This window comes from Neptunomonas antarctica (assembly GCF_001305295.1).
Taxonomy (GTDB): Bacteria; Pseudomonadota; Gammaproteobacteria; order Pseudomonadales; family Balneatricaceae; genus Neptunomonas; species Neptunomonas antarctica.
The window spans coordinates 166,916-186,131 of the sequence record NZ_LJSI01000015.1 but is presented as its reverse complement, the minus strand read 5'-3'; the positions used below and the strand labels follow the sequence as shown (position 1 = coordinate 186,131).

The window sequence follows — 19,216 nt, the reverse complement described above, 5'->3', positions numbered from 1 at the left end:
ATATGTGGCAATAGAAAACTCGCGTTAGATAATACTCAGGCGAGTACATGTTGGCTGATATATTGATTAAACTGTATGAGGTCGAAAGATCCCTTTATTTCAAATCTAGCCATCCCTAATTCACTTAAATAAATCTCTATTTCACAATCCAAATCCAACGTACCGGATGACTCAACTGAAAAAGCCTGAATCTTACTATAGGGCAAGGAAGTGTAATCCACTTTCGAACCAGTAATGCCTTGTACATTGGCAGTAATGATTCTTTTATTTGTAAAAACAACCTGGTCTCTAATACTTTTAAACGCTGCAAAAATAGACTCCCCCTCTATCATGAATTTATGAAAATCCTCTCTCACGTTATCTGAGTCTATTGGCTTTAATTTGAAAACCGATGAGTTTTTAAAATCTATCATATATCCTGCCTATGCGAATGACTGTCTATGGATAATAAGGGATATCTTTTAAGGATGCATTATGGCCCGGCAATCAGCTGCTGATAACGCGTTGATAGAAGTGATACTCTTTTTCCAGTGCATCGGCGAGATTCGCCGCAGAACGAAATCCATGCCCTTCTTCTACATAATAATGCGCCTCAACAGACGTGTGCTGCTGCTGAAGCGCCGCTACCATTGAGCGCGTCTGTTCTGGCACTACTACAGCATCTAGTTCGCCCTGAAAGAAAATAACCGGCACCTGAATTTGCTTTACGTGATGCAGGGGTGAACGCGCCTGATAAGTCTTTTGCTGCGTTGCCGGCGAGCCTATTAACCAGTCCATATAATGAGATTCAAATTTGTGAGTGGCTGTGGCCAGTGCTAACGGATCAGTTACGCCATATAAACTAGCCCCACCGCTGAAACAGTCGGAGAATGCCAACGCGGCTAATGCGGTAAAACCTCCGGCACTGCTACCCCGCACAAATGCCTGCCGGGCATTAATCAGGCCTCTGTCGGATAAATACCGAACCGCCGCTTCGGCGTCTTCAACATCGGTAATGCCCCAGCGTTTATGCAGTAACAACCGATACGCTCTGCCGTAACCACTGCTACCCCGATAATTAAGATCCATCACGGCAAACCCGCGCTGTGTCCAGTACTGGATACGGGGATTAAGTACCGGATAAGTACAGGCGGTTGGGCCGCCGTGGAAAAACAGCACCACGGGTGGCAGTAAAGGTAGCGCTTGCGATGCATCATTCTCGGGAGAAGAATCCGATGACGTTATAAGCGGGGGGTAAAAAAAACCGAACGCTTCGCCGCTATCTACAGAAAAACTGACATGCTGTGGAAGCGAGAGTTGGCTTGTAGATAAAGAAGGTTCGTTGGCCGAGGGGTTATCAGAGTTAAGCTCGGATCCGGATAATTCGCGAATTTCACCGCTAATGTGATCTATTTCCACGACGTGTGGCAATCGACTTACCGAATTAACCACGGCATAGACTTTATTCTGCCACGCGGTTATCGCTCTGAACTGATGGTAATCACTTCCTAGCTGACGAATCACCTCGCCCCTACGTAATTGTATTAATGCAGCAGAGGCCTGTTCCAGCCGCATGACAGTGACGCTGTCTTGCGTGAATACATAATGATAACCACCAAACTGCCAGGGCGCTGTGGTGCAATCGGCCTCAACAGACCAATAAGGCAGTAATGCTTGTTTATCCGTATCGTAACAACAAAGATTCCACCAGCCAGATTGATCAGTAATCGCCCATATTTTTCCGTCTGCATCAAATGAAGGCTGCAGGATTGACTCCTTCAAGTCGGAACCCGCTAATACCTGCGAACTTATTACCTTAGAGCTAATTACCTGACCAGGTTTGTCAAAACAACAATGATGTAACTGTGTCGCTATCCATGGCTGATTAGGGTGATCCCAACTAATAAAAAGACACTGTAACCCATCGACCGAAAGCGCTATTGAACTATAAAAGTCCTGCCCTTCATGCAGTACTGTTATCAAGCCGCTGGACAAGCACATGAAAACCAGTCGATTCGAAACATTCTTGTCAGAATGTATTTCTTCGATCATGATAATACGATGATGCAGAGCGTCATAGTGCGGTTCACCAAAACGAGATTCCGGCCGGAATGTTAGCTGCTCTGGCGCATTCGCGGCTAATGTCTGGCGATAGAGCTGTTGATCCTGCTTGTTGACAAAAACCCAGCTCTGCTGGTCAATCAGGCACCAGCTCAAACCACCGTACTCATGCACCCGGCTGCGCACATCAAATTCCGGCGGTGTGAGGTTTTGCCCGACACCATTGGCATAGCGCATCAGGCAGTTACGACCGGCTTCTTCAGGACGATACTCCACCCAGAACAAAACGCCGTCAGCATCACAGGTAAGCTGGCCATAATCTTTAAGTCCGGCGACCGCCTGTTCCGCCGAGAGCGCCGTGGGTGGCCTATTAACCTTTACAGAAGACACGTGAGTTGCGCTCATTACGGTACAGAAAAGGCTCTGCAGCAGGCGTTTCAGCCTCTTCACGCGCTTGCAGAATCATATCGTGATTCGGCGATTTACTGCACACAGGATCGGTATTATGCGCATCGCCTGTCATCATAAACGCCTGACAACGGCAACCACCAAAGTCTTTCTCTTTTTCATCACAGGAAAGACACGGCTCCTTCATCCATTCGTAGCCCCGGAAGTGATTGAAACCAAAAGAGTCGTTCCAGATATGATCGAGGCTATGCTCGCGCACATTCGGAAACTCCATCGGTAGCATTCTGGCGCTGTGGCAAGGCAAAGCTTGCCCATCGGGTGTAACCGTCAGGAACACCTGCCCCCAGCCGTTCATACAGCCTTTTGGGCGCTCTTCGTAGTAATCCGGAGTGACGAATATCAGCTTGATCGGATTTCCCGCTGCCGCCAACTTAACGCGATATTCATTGGTGATACGTTCGGCACGCTCTAACTGCGCGCGCGTCGGCATTAGCTGTTGGCGATTTTCATACGCCCAGCCATAATATTGGCAGGTGGCCAGTTCAACATAATCCGCTTCTAACTCGACACACAGCTCGATAATACGGTCAATTTGATCAATATTGTGTCTATGCGTGACAAAGTTAAGCACCATAGGATAACCCTGAGCTTTAACTTCACGGGCCATCTTCAATTTTTGCTGAAAAGCCTTTTTAGAACCAGCCAGCATATTATTAACGGTTTCATCACTGGCCTGAAAGCTCACCTGAATATGATCCAGGCCGGCCTCACGAAACTCCGCCACTTTATGCTCGTTAAGGCCAACACCAGAGGTAATCAAATTGGTGTAATAGCCTAAATCACGTGCCGCCTTAATCAGTTCACCTAAATCCTGTCTGACTAATGGCTCGCCACCGGAGAATCCCAACTGTACTGCGCCCAGCTTACGTCCTTCTTCAAAGACCTTAATCCACTCTTGTGTGGTCAGCTCTTCGCTAAAATCGGCAAAGTCTTTAGGGTTTGAGCAATATGGACACTGCAACGGACATTTATAGGTCAGCTCAGCTAATAACCACAACGGCTGCCCATGCGTCGGTGATGACGAAGGTGATGTTGGTAATGACGAGGGTTTCCCCTGACAAACTCCGCTCATACTGCACCCCGAATCCAATGTTGCTGCAAAGCATCGTCAATAAACGCTAATACATCTTTATCCAGATCTTCCGCCTCTGGATATTTTATGACTAACAGTTCAATGATTTGCGCCAAACTCCGCTGCCCATCAACCTGCGATAAAATCTCACCCGCCGGGCCATTCAGCTTCACCATCCCCTCAGGGTATAGCAGCACATAACATTGCTGTGCTTCTTCCCACTGGAATCGGAACATTTTTTCCAATTCCGGGATCATCTCCAGATTACTCATACGGATAGCCCCCGATGATATACGCGCTGGTCAGTTACCGTATGATACGGAGGCCGGTTCAGCTCGTAAGCCATCGTCATGGAATCCAGCATACTCCAGAGAATATCCAGCTTAAACTGCAAGATTTCCAACATCCGCTCTTGCTGCTCACGGGTAGTGTAGTGATCTAAGGTAATGGTCAAACCATGCTCAACATCACGGCGCGCTTCGGTTAAGCGGTTACGGAAATACTGATAGCCATCGGCGTTAATCCATGGATAGTGCGTCGGCCAGGTATCGAGACGATTCTGGTGAATCGTCGGCGCAAACATCTCGGTTAGCGAGGAGCTGGCTGCTTCTTTCCAGTTAGCGCGACGGGCAAAATTAATATAAGCATCCACTGCAAAGCGCACACCCGGCAAAACATGCTCTTCTGATATGATTTCTTCACGCGTCAGACCAACCGATTCACCTAAGCGCAACCAGGCTTCAATACCGCCTTCTGACCCTTCATAGCCATCATGATCCAGTATCCGTTGCACCCACTGACGCCGCGCATCACGATCCGGACAGTTCGCCATAATCGCTGCATCTTTTATTGGAATACTAATTTGATAATAAAATCGATTCGCCACCCAGCCACGAATCTGCTCAGGTGTGCAGCGGCCTTCATACATAGCCACATGGTAGGGATGCTGTGTATGGTAAAAATTCCCCTTGGCACGTAAGGCCGTTTCGAATTCTTTACGTGTCATAGGTAATGTATCAATTTTAGCCGTCTGCTGGCTCATATAAACACCTACAATTCGATACTCATACCGTCATAGGAGATCTCAATACCGTGCGCTTCAACTTCTTTACGCTCGGCAGAGTCTTCATCCAGAATCGGGTTAGTATTATTGATGTGGATAAGTACCTTGCGCGGTTTTGTCAGCGTGTCCAGATACTCAATCATGCCACCCTCACCAGACTGCGGCAGATGCCCCATCGTCACGCCTAACTTATCACCAACCCCCGCGGTTATCATCTCATCTTCGCGCCACAAGGTGCCGTCCACGAGTAAACAATCAGCATTGGACATTAAAGGGTTAAGGTGTGGTTCAATTTTGCCGAGGCCCGGCGCATAGAACAGGGTTTTTCCGCTACGTGTATCTTCTATGAGAATACCGATATTGTCTCCGGGATGCGGATTATTTCGGTTTGGCGAATAAGGTGGCGCACTGCTACGCAAGGGAATAGCGGTTAACTTAAGTTCAGGCACCTGCGGCACCACAAAGCTGCTACCTTGTGCATTGTTATCGCTACCGACGGGAATAGTGTGACGCTCAATGCCGCCATTCCAATGTTTCAGCATCGTAAACACAGGGAATCCCGTGGTCAGATCCTGATAAACCATATCGGTACACCATACCTGATGCGGACACCCTTCACGCAACATCAATAAACCCGTGGTATGGTCAATCTGACTATCCATATAAACAATGGCAGCAATACCGGTATCACGAATAGTTCTGGCAGGCTGCATCGGCGCAAACGCTGCTAGTTGCTCGCGTATATCCGGAGACGTATTGAAAAGAATCCAATCAATACCATTGATACTGACGGCAATTGAAGACTGTGTACGTGCTTTGGCATTGATAGTGCCATCGCGAAATCCCTTACAATTACTGCAATTACAATTCCATTGCGGGAAACCGCCACCGGCGGCAGAACCTAACACCTGTATTTTCATAAAAGACTCATGGCTCAGAAGTGTGTAATCGTTATTATTATAAAATAATGCTTAAACACAGCACCGGTGAGCATGAACCCGGCGCTGGTTCAGGCGCTCTGTATCCAGAGTGCCATAACGCTTAACGGTTTGCGAAGTACATTGTTACTTCGAAGCCGATACGCAGATCCAGATAAGCTGGCTTAGTCCACATGATAAGTACCTCTCTTGTTGTTATTCATAGTTGTTATTCAGAGTTGTTATTCAGAGTTGTTATTCAAAAATGTCCGAAGACTCCTTTAATAATAGGAGAGGTTAACAGAGACCTATATGGTACTTTGGAACGAAAAACCACCTGTTTTGGTCGCATGCAAATGACAACTAATCGCACTTTTATAAGTGCTCACTCTGCGGATTTTTTACTGTATTCCAACGGCAGCTGTGTTGTGTGTTTCATTGTTTCCATGACAAAACTGGAACTGACATCAAACAGATCTGCTTTGAGAAAACTTTTATAGAGCTTATCGTACCCGGGCATATCCGTAACAACAGCCTTAATCAGGTAATCTAAATCGCCACTCATGCGGTAAACTTCGAGCACCAGAGGAATATCCTCTATTACCCGCTTGAACTGCTCCGCCCATTGATCATTATGTTGATTGGTACGAATCGATATATAGACGGTCAGAGGCAGATTCACCTGCGCCTGATTAAGTAACGTGACACGCTCATAAATCACATTATCCTGCTCAAGTTTTTGGATTCTCCGCCAGCACGCCGACTTAGAAATCCCAACACGCTCTGCAATATCACCTATTGAAAGAGAAGCGTCCCGCTGCAGCAGTTCAAGAATTGCCCGGTCATAATTATTCAACATCGGCTTAGCCATATCAGCACTCCTACCATAAAAAATTAATGTCGTTCTCTTCAAAATAAATTAAATGACTCATCGTTCCACTATTTCTTGAAAAGTGAAACATTAATTCGATTATTATAATTTTACTGATGCAATAAGAGACATTGTTCAACGCTATTTTCTCTATTATTTAGCTTCACATGAGCGAGGAAATAATAAGATGAGCACATTGGTAGAGAGCATTCGAGCATCGGTCATCGGCGACAACCAGTTAATAGAAACGCCGTTCGGCCAGAAGCCACTGGTCTATGCTGACTACACAGCTTCAGGCCGGTCTCTGGGGTTTATCGAAAACTATATCCGCCAGCATGTGCTGCCTTTTTACGCTAATACACATACCGAAACGTCCTATACGGGCGCTCAAACCAGCAAACTACGGGAAGAAGCACGTCAGGAAATCCGTCGTGCAGTGAATGCCCGCCAAGAAGACAGCGTGATTTTCTGCGGATCAGGTGCAACGGCTGCCATCAACAAATTAATCGACATTCTGAATATTCGCCTGCCCAGCGACCTGAATGAGCGCTACCAGCTACAGCAACAGATCCCGGACCACGAGCGTCCTGTGGTTTTCATCGGCCCCTATGAGCATCACTCTAACGAGCTGCCCTGGAGAGAGAGCATAGCTGAACTCGTCGTTATTCCGTTAAATAGTGAAGGAATATTAGACCTGAAAGCTCTCGAAACTCAGTTACTGGCATACAAGGACAGAACAACCAAAATAGGCAGTTTCTCCGCCGCCTCTAATGTGACGGGATTAAAAACAGATGTAGATGCAGTCTCAGAATTACTGCAGCGCTACAACACTTTTTCTTTTTGGGACTACGCCGCAGCAGCCCCCTATGTGGGTATCGATATGCGAGGCAGCGAAAACCCGACAACGAACAACAGCAAAGACGCCGTATTTATCTCTCCGCACAAGTTTATTGGCGGACCGGGGACCCCGGGAATCCTGGTTGTTAATCAACGCGTCATACACAACCGCGTACCCGCCGTACCCGGCGGCGGCACGGTGCTCTATGTAACACCAACAGACCACCGCTATATTGCCGATACTGAGCGCCGCGAAGAAGGCGGCACACCGGCCATCATCGAATCCATTCGCGCAGGTCTGGTATTCAAATTACAGCAAGCCGTCGGCACCGATGAAATTGAACGCCGCGAAACCACATTCGTTCAAAGAGCGCTGAAGCGTTGGTCCGATTGCGACAACATCGAGATTCTGGGCAATCTTAACGCCCCACGTCTTTCTATTATCTCATTGCGAATCAAACACAAGGGTAGCGATAAAGATCTTCATTATGGATTTGTAGTTGCGTTGCTGAATGATCTTTTTGGCATTCAGGCCCGTGGTGGCTGCTCCTGCGCTGGCCCATACGGGCATAGCCTGCTAGGCATGGATATGGCCTATAGCAAAGCCCTCGAAGCACAATTACTGGAAGGCCTCATGGTAATGAGACCTGGCTGGACACGCTTGAATTTTAACTATTTTATTGATGAGACAAGCTTTGACTACATTGTGCGTGCAATCGAACTGGTCGCAGAATATGGCTGGAAACTTTTACCTTTTTACCATTTCGATAAAGTGAGTGGCGTGTGGCGCTATCAGGATAAAAAGATCTTTCCAGACTCAAGTCTGGGCACATTAGATTTTAATTCGGTTAACGCGATTCCAGACACGACGCCCCCCCCGTTAACGGTAAACTTGCCTGACTATATGGCATACGCAGAAGAGGAAATACGCAGAGACAACAGAGAAGGATTCAAATACGAACTGATACTGCCTGAAGCAGCCGAAAAATTACGCTGGTTTGCGCTACCGCAATCATAACGTTGGTTAACACTGTTTTTCGGGCTATAACGGCAGCTCCCTGAAAGAGGTATTCATCTGGGTTCTAAATACTTGCCGGAAAATATTAGCCCCAAAATAGCTATTTCTTATATATGAGCTAAATTATAAAGAGAGAATGGAAAGGGATATCCACACAAGCCACATAACCCATACCGACAAGGTACGCGGAACCCTTACCTTATGATATTCACTGCAAATTACTCATTTTATGCCATCCTTTCCCGGTTTAACTGGACCCACTGGCTTGTTCTCTGCTCATCAACTCTGCTCACTTTAAGCGGCTGGTATGTAACATCACAACAAAGCCAACAAAAGATGGACCTCCAGTATTCGTTTCAGGCGAATCATCTGATTGAGTTGATTGAAGAGCGTATCCGTCATTATGAAGACACATTGAAAAATAGCGCCGCCACTATCAACCTTTTGAATAATGAGCTCACAGCAGCCACGTGGAAAACATACGCGGGGGCATTAAGAACTGAGTCAAAGTACCCCGGGGTTAACGGTATCGGGGTCATATACAATATAGCCGCGGATCAAGTCGCACCATTCGTGGAGAGCCAACAGAAAGACCGTCCCTATTTCAAAATACACCCTGCGCATAACAACAATGAATTCTGGCCTATTACTTACATAGAACCCGAAAAGAGCAATCTTAAAGCGATCGGTTTAGATATAGCGCATGAAGCCAATAGACTCACTGCTGCGTTACGGGCCAGAGACTCGGGCACAACACAGATCACCGGGCCCATTGTGCTGGTCCAGGATTCAAAGAAAACACCTGGATTTCTCTTATATGTGCCCTTCTATTCCAGCGACAGAGTCCCCGAAACCTTAGAACAAAAGCAAAAAGAATTCATAGGCATAGTCTACGCGCCTTTTATTATGAAAAATTTAATGGACGGAGCGTTGGCGAATGAAAATCGTCTGGTAAACTTTTCGATCAAAGATGGCGACGACCTGTTGTACAACGAGCTATCTACCGCTTCAGTCGATTTCGACCCCATGCCACTGTTTAGTGAAACTTACCAGATTGATCTCCATGGAAGAATCTGGACATTTAAAATACAAAGCAGCCAAATTTTCAAGTCACTGTTTTCTAATTATCAACCACTGATTATCCTATTTTCCGGACTTATTCTGAACATATTACTGTTCGCGTTCTTTATGGTACTGATTTTCAATCATCGCAAAGTCATCGACTATGCCGAAATTGTCACTCAAGACCTCGTAAAAAACAAACAGGATCTGGAATCAGCCTATAACAGGATGAGTAGTGCGTTTGATACTATGCTTGATGGCTTAGTTGTCATCTCCGATAAGGGAACAATTCTTGAGGTTAACAATGCCGCACTAAAACTATTCCTTTACACACGAGAAGAACTGGTCGGACAAAACATTCGATGTATGATGCCAGAGCCTCACCAATCGGCACATGATGGTTACTTACACGATTACTTAACCCACGGAGAAAAACGCGTCATAGGCAAACGACGATTACTTCAGGGACTCCGAAAAGATCGCACTGTTTTCCCTATCTATTTACAAGTGAGTGAAGGTAATGAAGCAGGCTCTAAAATATTTACCGGTGTTATCCACGATCTGACAGATAAAGAAAAAGATGAGCAGAAAATCGCAGAAAAAGAAGCCATTTTAAGTGCGGCGGTACATGCATCGTTAGCTGGCTTTTTAATGATGAATACACAAGGCCACTTCACTGAAATAAATAAGGCACTAGCTGAATGGTTAGGCTACTCACCTGAAGAATTAATAGGCCGGCCCGTGACTGATATATTGCCAGAAGATGCGCACATCGCATCGAATGACAACTTAATCAACATGATTCAAGGCCATGTGAACTCTATTCATCTGGAAAAACAATACAAACGTAAAGATGGTGCTCTTGTTTGGGGTGTACTTTCAGCCTCTACGGTTAAAGATAAAATAGGAAAGGTATGCTATATCGTTGCTCAAATCATCAACATCGACGAAGCCAAGCGCTTATCTCTCAGACTCTCCGCACAAAATCTCGAACTAGAACGCAGTAACGAAGAGCTAGATCAGTTTGCCTATGTCGCCTCACATGACTTAAAAGCGCCGCTTAATGCCATCAGCAAACTAGCAGGCTGGATTGAAGAAGACTGTCTCGAAGTTATCCCTGAGGCATCAAAAGAACATTTTGATTTACTTAAATCCCGTGTCAGCCGAATGGCAAAACTACTCGATGATCTCTTATTATTTTCACGGGTTGGCCGGGTTAGCCATGAGTACGAGCGCGTTAACATTCAGCAACTAACAAAAAATATAGCAACCCTGCAGGATATTCCCACAGGCTTCATCTGCACCGCACCCGACATATCAGTGATTGCGCCTAAAATACCACTTGAGCAAGTGCTGAGAAACCTGATCGGTAACGCCGTTAAACACCACCCGGATAAAACGGGCCATATAAACATCAGTATTGATACTAACCCGGACGGATTTTATCTCAGGGTTATCGATGATGGCGCGGGCATCCCACAACATTTACATGCGAAAGCATGCGAAATGTTCCAGACTCTTCGCCCCAGAGACGAGGTAGAAGGCAGCGGAATGGGGCTCGCGTTATGTAAAAAAATTATTGAGGGCTATGGAGGATCATTACAGATTGAGTCTGAAGAAACTAAAGGGACAACTATCGTCACCTACTTACCTATACCTCAACACTTAATATGAACATTCAATATCAACGGGCATTACAGGTAAATAACCATCATGCACAAACAACCTAGCGAAGTAACGCTCTTCTTAATTGAAGACGACGATGTAGATGCCATGAGCATTTCGCGCGCCTTTAATAAATTGCGCATAGGTAACCCGATTGTACGCGCAAAAGACGGGTTGGAAGCACTGGAAATGCTGCAACAGGGTGACATAAAAAAACCTTTCATTATCTTGCTCGATTTACAAATGCCTCGCATGAATGGCTTAGAGTTTATAGAGGCTGTTCGAAAGGAGCCCGACTTCGAAGACAGCATCATCTTTGTACTCACCACCTCTCGCTCTGAAGACGAAATGATGCAGGCCTACCACCAACAAATTGCGGGATACTTTCTCAAAGAGAGTTCAGGCGAAGGCATATTAGACGTTGTGGCCGTATTAAATGGGTACTGGAAAATCGCCTATCTACCCACGTAAATAAAAATAAAAAATGAGAGAAATAATAATGCGCGTGTTAATTGTTGATGACGACATTGTTGATAGAGAGAGCGTCCGACGCTCTTTACTTAAATCATCATTCAACTGCAGTATCACTGAAGCAATGGATGTAGATACTGCATTATCTATGTGTAATGCTCAGTATTTTGATGTAATTCTACTGGACTACCGACTACCGCAGCGCAATGGTGTAGAGCTATTACTTGAACTCAAACTCAAACATCGCCTTAACAGTAAATCAGAAGTCGTTGTGATGATGAGTAATTCAGAAGACGAGGATATTGCCCTGCATTGCATCGAATGCGGCGCGCAGGACTTCTTGCTCAAAAACGAAATTACAGGCGCTAAGCTCAGACGCACCATATTGCAAGCGCAGAAAAAAGGCGCACTAGAGCAAGAACTCCTTGATAGTTTTAAACGCGTTAAAAAATTAGCAGAGCAAGATTCACTCACTCATTTAGCGAACCGATACCTGTTTGATGTAACGCTCAAAACAGAAGTAAACAACAACCAGCGCGATTTGTCAGGGCTGGCCATAATTCTTTTCGATGTGGATAACTTTAAACTCATTAACGATACCCTTGGCCACCATACAGGTGATGAGTTACTAAAAGGTGTTTGCGCGCGCATTACAGATGTACTGCGTGGCACCGAGCTGTTTGCCAGACTCGGTGGCGATGAGTTTGCCATCCTACTCACGAATCAACACTCTCACGTTGACGTAGCAAGGATAGCCAACCGTATTCAGCTCAGTATGCGCGCACCGTTCATCATTGACGAAAAAGAAGTTAAAACAACCATCAGTATCGGTATCTCTGTTGGGCAGAAAGATAAAAAGGCAACGGCAGAAGAATTATTGAAATTTGCCGATATTGCCATGTACCGAGCTAAGCGCGAAGGGCGGGGCCTTATCAGCTTTTTCGAAGAGACAATGCATGAACAGACTCAACGTCGGCTCACATTGGAAAATAACCTCTCTAAAGCCATCGTCAATAATGAGTTCTTTTTAGTCTATCAGCCAGTATTCAATACCAGTGACATGTCTTTAACAGGCTTTGAGGCATTAATCCGCTGGCAATCACCCACGGAGCTGATTTCACCTGCTGAGTTTATTCCTATTGCTGAAAAGTCTCATCAGATAGTCCAGATCGGCAGATGGGTGGTTAGCCAAGCCATTCAGCAAATAGCCGCCTGGAACACACTCTTAACCCAACCACTTAAAATGGCTATCAATTTATCAGGTGCCCAGCTGCGCGATAAGGAATTTATCCCTCTCGTAGAACGCTTATGCCGTACACATAATGTCTCACCGAGTTTCATAGAATTCGAACTAACGGAAACAACACTGCTGGAAATCAACGATGTAACACATGCTTTTTTAAATGACATTATCGCGCTGGGATGCACTTTGGCTCTGGATGACTTCGGCACTGGCTATTCCTCCATTTCGCATCTACACAACACCCCACTGAGCTGCGTGAAGCTTGATAAATCAATGCTTCCTAATGGGCAGCACAACCCGAGCAAACATGACCGTGATAAAAAAGTGACTTTGATGACCGGCCTTGTAAAGATGCTACAAACATTGGATTTAGTGATAGTCGCGGAAGGCGTTGAAACAGAAGAGAATGAACAGTTGTGCAAATCATTAGGAATCACGAAAGTACAAGGGTTTTACTATGATCCGGGCCTATCTGCTTCGGATATAAACCAACGCTACGTCAACAATGACACATTTGACATTTATAAAACTAAAAATGGCAGAGGACTGCGATCAGAGAAAGAGCATATAATTTGAAAAATTTTTAATGCTTTTAAAATCATAGAGATAAAATACTTATACTATCTGGCACCGACATTGCATTACCTCCTGTAAGCAAACAAATACAGAGAGATACGACAATGACACACACAAATGAAGAACAAGGTGTTGAGACTATTGGTGTAATTCCTTCTATCTTGATGGTATTAGGAGGCTTAGTTATCGCTATTCTGCCCGTCATCATACAAGTCATTATTTTAATGAATTGATGAGTAAATTTGTGTCTTTTTCCGTGAAAGAGAGCATAGATTATTCGGCGGGAATCAGGCACTCGCTGATCCGTTACCAGCAATTCACACCTATGAGATACAGATAGAAGAAACACAAGAAGCAAGATAAAGCAGGAAAAAAGGAATAACCGATTGGTGCAGATGGGGAGACTCGAACTCCCACGCCCGTGAGGGCACTAGCACCTGAAGCTAGCGTGTCTACCAATTCCACCACATCTGCATCGGTCTTACTTTGACATCAATATTTGAAATCAAACATACATTTAAAGAGTGTAAGCTCTGATATTTTCGCTTTCAGCACCAAGCCTGAAGAAACAGGATTTGGTGCAGATGGGGAGACTCGAACTCCCACGCCCGTGAAGGCACTAGCACCTGAAGCTAGCGTGTCTACCAATTCCACCACATCTGCTCGAAAGTCGGCGGTATTATATAGACCGCCTTTAGGTTTGGGAAGCCGTTTTCGTCCATATTGAAAAATATAGCCTCCCGTATAATCTTTAATCCTTCAAACAGCCCTCAAACACAGCGGCGAAATCAGTCAGGAATGCAAGATAAGCACCTTTGCCTGGCGTGATACTTTGCCCCAGCGGATCCAGTTCGGCAGTATGGATGGTCGATCCCGACGTAACCGCCTGCAACACCGCTGAACTAAATTGCGGCTCACTGAAAATACAGACTGCTTTACTCTGGATAACGGCCTCGCGCAACTCTGCTAAGTGCTTCGCACCGGCCTTTCTAGAGGGATTGATAGTAATAGCATCCAGCTGTAACAAATTATAATGTGCAACGAAACCATGATAGGCATCATGAAAAACCACAAAGCCACGCGTAGCTAACGGCGACAGCTCAAGCATCAACTGCTTATCAAGCGCCAGCAGTGCCGATGAAAACTCAGCATAATTACTATCAAGCTGCGCTTTCTGTGCTGGTGCAGCTTTTACCGCGGCCTCATGAATGACCTCTGCAACTTCCAACGCATGCAGAGGATCAAGCCATATATGCGGATCTGCACCACCGTGGTCGTGGTCATGGTCGCCAGCCTCATCTGGATGCGTCTCCTCATCTGGATGCGTCTCCTCATCTGGATGTGCCTCCTCATCTGGATGTGCCTCCTCATCTGAGTGCGCCTCCTCATCCATCAACGCGATCACGGTTGCATCGGTTTGCCCTAATGATTTTGCCAGGAAGCGCTCCAGCTCCGGCCCGACCCAAAAGATAAGATCAGCTTGCTGTATTTTGCGCACATCCGACGGACGTAATGAATATTGATGGGGTGATGCGCCTGGAGGCAATAACACATCGGGCTGCGTCACGCCTGCCAGAATTTCACTTGCAATCAACTGTATCGGCGTAATACTGGTCAGTACTTTTAACTCTGAGGCAGCAGAAACGGGTAAAGACACTATAAATAATAAAGCCAATAGTAAACTTTGTCGGCGCATGCTCTTCATCCATGGTTAATTGATGTTATAATGTAACAAACTAAAGCAATTGTTACAACATAACAAAATCCAGACTTGCTGATTATGACCTATTATCTATGACTTTTTATTTATGAAGAACGAACTCGCTTTCCAGCCATCACATGATCACAGCCGCTGCATTACCCAAGCATTGCAGGAGGCGGCCCATCTTTGTCGTGGCCGCCAGCAACGTTTCACGCCGGTGCGCGAATTGGTACTCAAATTGATCTGGCAAAGCCACAAGCCACTCGGGGCTTATGATCTTTTACCTGCACTGGCCGCCGCAGGCTTCAATTCTGCGCCTCCTACGGTTTATCGGGCACTGGACTTTCTTCAGGAACAGGGATTGGTGCATCGCATAGCGTCCCTTAATGCCTTTATTGGCTGCAGCCACCCGGAACATCCGTGTAATAACAGCTTTCTTATTTGCATCCGCTGCCAGAGTGCTGTTGAACTGGAATCCGATGCGGTATCTCAGGCCATTAAAGCCTGTGCCGCCGAGATTGGCTTTAGCGTGGTGACCGAAACGCTTGAAGTCGCAGGCGTATGCCCTAATTGCCAACAGGAAGACAGCAAGCCATGAGCCAACCGATAGATTTAGTCAGGCTCGACCAGATTAATGTTCTTTTTGACCACAATCATGTTCTTCAGAATGTGAATCTGACGCTACACAAAGACTGTATCACCACACTTATTGGCCCCAATGGTGCCGGCAAAACCACATTAGTCCGTATTGTACTGGGCCTGATAAAACCCACTAGCGGCAGTGTCTGGTTGCAGCCAAATTTACGCGTCGGTTATATGCCGCAAAAGCTGCATATTGACCGGACATTTCCGCTCACGGTGAAGCGCTTTTTACAAACGGCACGCGTGAAAGACGCGCTAAAGATGCAAAAAGCATTGGATGATGTCAGTGCCGGACACTTAATGAACCACTCAATCCACGATCTCTCCGGCGGCGAAAACCAGCGCGTTATGCTGGCGCGGGCACTGTTGCGTGAGCCGGAGCTATTAGTACTGGATGAACCCGTTCAGGGAGTCGACATTAACGGCCAGGTAGAGCTTTACGATCTTATCGCCAGCATTCGCAAAAAGCGCGGCTGCGGTGTTCTGATGATCTCGCATGATTTGCATCTGGTTATGTCGTCAACCGATCATGTGGTGTGTCTCAACCATCATATCTGCTGCTCAGGCCACCCGGAACATGTCAGTAATGATCCGTCCTTTATTGAGCTATTTGGCCCACAGGGCGCCGCCAGTATGGCGCTCTATAACCATCACCATAATCACCAGCATGATACGCATGGCGATGTGATTGCTGATCACCCGCATCCAGAGGAAGCGCCCAGGGAAGTACAGACGGAGTGTAAACACTGATGATTTACGACTTCCTTATTTACGCCCTATTGGGTGGGCTGGGCGTTGCCATTGTTGCAGGGCCGTTGGGTGCATTTGTGGTGTGGCGCCGCATGGCTTATTTTGGTGATAGTCTGGCACATTCGGCGCTTTTAGGCGTTGCGCTGGGAATTTTGCTGGATTTCAACCTGAATCTCGCGGTGATCGTCTGCTGCGTATTATTAGCGCTGGTACTCGTCGCACTGCAAAAACAACGTCTGATCGCCACCGACACCCTGCTGGGCATCATGGCTCATAGCACTCTTTCTTTAGGTTTAGTCGCCATCTCCTTTGTTGACGATATCCGGCTGGATCTGATGGATTACCTGTTTGGCGATCTGCTCGCCATTGCACCTATGGATCTGGTCTGGATTCTGCTAGGCGGTGCCGTTGTACTACTCACTATCCGTGTTTTCTGGGAGTCCTTGCTTGCCATTACCATTAACGAGGAACTCGCCCAGGTAGAAGGCGTCAATGTTAGCCGTACCCGTTTAATTCTGATGGTACTGATTGCGATTGTGATTGCCGTCTCGATGAAAATTGTGGGTATTCTGCTGATCACCTCTTTACTCGTGATTCCTGCGGCCGCTGCCCGGCGGCTGTCTACAACACCAGAACAGATGGCCATTTACGCCTCCGTATTGGGATGCACGGCGGTATTAATCGGCATCTGGGGCTCATGGACATGGGATACACCGGCGGGCCCATCCGTTGTGGTAGCGGCGCTAGCTGAGTTCGTGATTATTTATCTGATCCCGTTGCGAAAGACTGTCAACGCCTGATGCTCCGATCTGCTCACATTAACTGGCCCACCCAACGCGACCATAAAGAAGTCTGGTCGCTGGCGTGGCCAATGATCCTGTCCAACATTACCGTACCCTTGGTCGGACTGGTGGATACTGCCGTTATAGGCCACCTACCGGACGGCCATCATCTGGCTGCGGTGGCTATCGGCAGCATGATCTTCTCGATTGTTTACTGGGCATTCGGCTTTCTGCGCATGGGCACAACAGGCCTAACGGCCCAAGCTTTAGGCGCGGAAGATCCAACAGCCAACCGTACTCTGTTAGCGCAGTCATTAGTGATGGCGACACTCATTGGCCTGTGTATTATTATGCTGCAAACGCCAATTATTGAACTGGCGCTACACTGGATAGCCGCCGAGCCATTAGTCACGGAAGAAGCACGCCAATACGCATCTATCAGAGTTTATGGTGCGCCTGCCGTGCTGTGTAATTTTGCCTTACTCGGCTGGTTTCTTGGCAACCAGAACAGCAAAATCCCCTTACTGCTGCTAACGGTGACTAACCTGCTGAATATGGTCCTGGATATTATTGCCGTTTACGGGCTGGGAATGCATGCCGACGGGGTTGCACTGGCCAGCGTAATCGCAGAATACGGCAGCTTACTGCTGGGACTATATTTATGCAGAAGTATATTAAGACCGATGAGCGGCCAGCTTCTGGCGGCATCATTAACTCAGGTCAGACACTATACCGCGCTGTTTCAGGTGAACCGCTACCTATTTATCCGCACCCTTGCTCTACTCTTTTCAATGGCTTTTTTTACCGCGCAAGGCGCACGTCAGGGCACCGATATTCTTTCTGCCAATGCGGTATTACTCAACTTTATACTGCTGATTTCCAATGGTCTCGATGGATTCGCGCACGCCACGGAAGCCTTAATTGGCAAGCGCTCCGGTCGTCAGGATATGACCGGCTTTTATCGCACCGTTACTACTGCGGCGATCTGGTCAGCGATAACCGCCCTGCTTTTTTCGCTGTTTTTCTGGGTCGCGGGTGGCTGGGTTATCCAACTATTAACATCAATCGAAAACGTTCAACAACAAGCCATGATTTACCTCCCATGGCTAATCATCCTGCCATTAATTGGCGTGTGGAGTTTTCTGCTAGATGGGATTTTTATCGGGGCGACCCAGGTTAAAGCGATGCAGAACACCATGTTATTCTCGGTATTTTGTGTTTTTATACCCGCATGGTGGTTACTTCAACCTCTCGGCAATCACGGCTTATGGATCGCCTACCTGACGCTGTTTCTAGCCCGAGGCATCAGCGGCGGCTGGGTTTTTTGGCAATTAAGCAGAAAACAGCAGTGGCAGATCACACGAAAAGCCTCTGCCTAATCGGTGCCAGATACAACTCTCAAATATAAGCTCTCAACTCACAGAAAATGCTTCGCCTGCATCACGACACGCCTGATAGCGACAACAACTCACTTCGTGGTCATTTACCATGCCGACAGCCTGCATATAAGCATACATAATCGTTGGCCCGACAAAGCGCATCCCCTCTTTTTTCAGTGCTTTAGAGAGCTGTTTGGATACATCTGTTTCAGCAGGAACCTCACTGTGATTATTTCTGCTGTTCTGCAGCGGCTGGTTATCTACAAACCCCCATAAATAACGGGCAAAGCTCCCATGCTCCTGCTGTAACCGCAAAAATACACGGGCATTCGAGATAGACGACGCCACTTTAAGTTTATTACGAATAATAGCAGGATCAGCCAACATTTTTTGCTGTTCATCATCCCCAAAGCCCGCCACTAAAACCGGATCAAAATCCTTATAATAATGGCGATACCCTTCACGCTTTTCCAGCACCGTGCGCCAGCTCAGCCCTGCCTGAGCCGCTTCCAGAGTCAGAAATTCAAACAGAACGTTATCCTCTGTTTGCGGCATACCCCACTCTTTATCGTGGTAGTTCTGCTCTAACAATGACTTATTCGTAGCCCAATAACATCGCTGGCACATAGCTTATCCTTTATGCAATACTGCTGAAAAC

At 46.7% G+C, this 19,216-nt stretch carries 19 protein-coding genes and 2 tRNA genes; 9 read left to right on the top strand and 12 right to left on the bottom strand.

What is annotated here, in order from left to right; all coding sequences use genetic code 11:
- Window positions 1-35 precede the first annotated feature (35 nt).
- The 8 genes from Nant_RS01160 to Nant_RS01130 form a co-directional block, all read right to left on the bottom strand.
- Window positions 36-413, bottom strand: coding sequence for a PH domain-containing protein (locus Nant_RS01160; protein WP_054339801.1), 378 nt, complete (start codon window positions 411-413; stop codon window positions 36-38).
- Between the two features lie 73 nt (window positions 414-486).
- Window positions 487-2,430, bottom strand: a complete 1,944-nt coding sequence (locus Nant_RS01155; RefSeq protein ID WP_162224915.1) for an alpha/beta hydrolase family protein — start codon at window positions 2,428-2,430, stop codon at window positions 487-489.
- A complete protein-coding gene (gene pqqE / locus Nant_RS01150) occupies window positions 2,411-3,580 on the bottom strand; it encodes a pyrroloquinoline quinone biosynthesis protein PqqE (protein WP_054339799.1) in 1,170 nt (389 codons plus the stop codon). Before pqqE ends, Nant_RS01155 begins: the two co-directional genes overlap by 20 nt.
- Window positions 3,577-3,852, bottom strand: a complete 276-nt coding sequence (gene pqqD, locus Nant_RS01145) for a pyrroloquinoline quinone biosynthesis peptide chaperone PqqD (protein ID WP_054339798.1) — start codon at window positions 3,850-3,852, stop codon at window positions 3,577-3,579. The genes pqqE and pqqD overlap by 4 nt, the downstream gene beginning before the upstream one ends.
- A complete protein-coding gene (gene pqqC / locus Nant_RS01140) occupies window positions 3,849-4,622 on the bottom strand; it encodes a pyrroloquinoline-quinone synthase PqqC (protein WP_076495879.1) in 774 nt (257 codons plus the stop codon). The genes pqqD and pqqC overlap by 4 nt, the downstream gene beginning before the upstream one ends.
- 8 nt (window positions 4,623-4,630) lie before the next feature.
- The gene (gene pqqB / locus Nant_RS01135) at window positions 4,631-5,563 is read right to left on the bottom strand and encodes a pyrroloquinoline quinone biosynthesis protein PqqB (RefSeq protein ID WP_054339797.1); all 933 of its coding nucleotides are present in this window, start codon (window positions 5,561-5,563) and stop codon (window positions 4,631-4,633) included.
- Between the two features lie 121 nt (window positions 5,564-5,684).
- A complete protein-coding gene (pqqA, locus tag Nant_RS20915; RefSeq protein WP_076495920.1) occupies window positions 5,685-5,756 on the bottom strand; it encodes a pyrroloquinoline quinone precursor peptide PqqA in 72 nt (23 codons plus the stop codon).
- 189 nt (window positions 5,757-5,945) lie between these two features.
- The gene (locus Nant_RS01130) at window positions 5,946-6,431 is read right to left on the bottom strand and encodes an Lrp/AsnC family transcriptional regulator (RefSeq protein ID WP_054339796.1); all 486 of its coding nucleotides are present in this window, start codon (window positions 6,429-6,431) and stop codon (window positions 5,946-5,948) included.
- A 187-nt stretch (window positions 6,432-6,618) separates the two neighbouring features.
- On the opposite strand from Nant_RS01130, the gene Nant_RS01125 reads away from it, so the two are divergent.
- The 5 genes from Nant_RS01125 (at window position 6,619) to Nant_RS21780 (ending at window position 13,536) form a co-directional block, all read left to right on the top strand.
- A complete protein-coding gene (locus tag Nant_RS01125; RefSeq protein WP_054339795.1) occupies window positions 6,619-8,286 on the top strand; it encodes an aminotransferase class V-fold PLP-dependent enzyme in 1,668 nt (555 codons plus the stop codon).
- A 201-nt stretch (window positions 8,287-8,487) separates the two neighbouring features.
- A complete protein-coding gene (locus Nant_RS01120; protein ID WP_082400001.1) occupies window positions 8,488-11,022 on the top strand; it encodes a CHASE domain-containing protein in 2,535 nt (844 codons plus the stop codon).
- A gap of 39 nt (window positions 11,023-11,061) precedes the next feature.
- Complete coding sequence (locus Nant_RS01115; RefSeq protein ID WP_054339793.1) at window positions 11,062-11,484, top strand: response regulator; 423 nt, start codon at window positions 11,062-11,064, stop codon at window positions 11,482-11,484.
- A 28-nt stretch (window positions 11,485-11,512) separates the two neighbouring features.
- Window positions 11,513-13,303 carry a two-component system response regulator gene (locus tag Nant_RS01110; RefSeq protein WP_054339792.1) on the top strand — a complete coding sequence of 597 codons (1,791 nt, stop codon included), beginning with the start codon at window positions 11,513-11,515 and terminating at the stop codon, window positions 13,301-13,303.
- Window positions 13,304-13,407: 104 nt separating this feature from the next.
- A complete protein-coding gene (locus Nant_RS21780) occupies window positions 13,408-13,536 on the top strand; it encodes a hypothetical protein (protein ID WP_274378309.1) in 129 nt (42 codons plus the stop codon).
- Window positions 13,537-13,690: 154 nt separating this feature from the next.
- Here Nant_RS21780 and Nant_RS01105 read toward each other — a convergent pair.
- The 3 genes from Nant_RS01105 to znuA all read right to left on the bottom strand — a co-directional run bounded on the left by Nant_RS01105 (window position 13,691) and on the right by znuA (window position 14,999).
- Window positions 13,691-13,777, bottom strand: a tRNA-Leu gene (locus Nant_RS01105).
- Between the two features lie 102 nt (window positions 13,778-13,879).
- Window positions 13,880-13,966 (bottom strand) — tRNA-Leu (locus Nant_RS01100).
- A gap of 88 nt (window positions 13,967-14,054) precedes the next feature.
- Window positions 14,055-14,999 carry a zinc ABC transporter substrate-binding protein ZnuA gene (gene znuA, locus Nant_RS01095; RefSeq protein WP_054339791.1) on the bottom strand — a complete coding sequence of 315 codons (945 nt, stop codon included), beginning with the start codon at window positions 14,997-14,999 and terminating at the stop codon, window positions 14,055-14,057.
- A 112-nt stretch (window positions 15,000-15,111) separates the two neighbouring features.
- On the opposite strand from znuA, the gene Nant_RS01090 reads away from it, so the two are divergent.
- The 4 genes from Nant_RS01090 to Nant_RS01075 all read left to right on the top strand — a co-directional run bounded on the left by Nant_RS01090 (window position 15,112) and on the right by Nant_RS01075 (window position 18,558).
- Window positions 15,112-15,603, top strand: a complete 492-nt coding sequence (locus tag Nant_RS01090; RefSeq protein ID WP_054339790.1) for a Fur family transcriptional regulator — start codon at window positions 15,112-15,114, stop codon at window positions 15,601-15,603.
- On the top strand, window positions 15,600-16,397 hold the full coding sequence (gene znuC, locus Nant_RS01085) for a zinc ABC transporter ATP-binding protein ZnuC (protein WP_054339789.1): 798 nt from the start codon (window positions 15,600-15,602) through the stop codon (window positions 16,395-16,397). Before Nant_RS01090 ends, znuC begins: the two co-directional genes overlap by 4 nt.
- The gene (gene znuB / locus Nant_RS01080) at window positions 16,397-17,197 is read left to right on the top strand and encodes a zinc ABC transporter permease subunit ZnuB (protein ID WP_420798919.1); all 801 of its coding nucleotides are present in this window, start codon (window positions 16,397-16,399) and stop codon (window positions 17,195-17,197) included. Before znuC ends, znuB begins: the two co-directional genes overlap by 1 nt.
- A 71-nt stretch (window positions 17,198-17,268) precedes the next feature.
- On the top strand, window positions 17,269-18,558 hold the full coding sequence (locus Nant_RS01075) for an MATE family efflux transporter (RefSeq protein ID WP_238377036.1): 1,290 nt from the start codon (window positions 17,269-17,271) through the stop codon (window positions 18,556-18,558).
- Between the two features lie 33 nt (window positions 18,559-18,591).
- Here Nant_RS01075 and Nant_RS01070 read toward each other — a convergent pair whose 3' ends face one another.
- Window positions 18,592-19,185: a DNA-3-methyladenine glycosylase I gene (locus Nant_RS01070; RefSeq protein WP_054339787.1), complete on the bottom strand. Its 594-nt coding sequence runs from the start codon at window positions 19,183-19,185 to the stop codon at window positions 18,592-18,594.
- Between the last annotated feature and the right edge of the window lie 31 nt (window positions 19,186-19,216).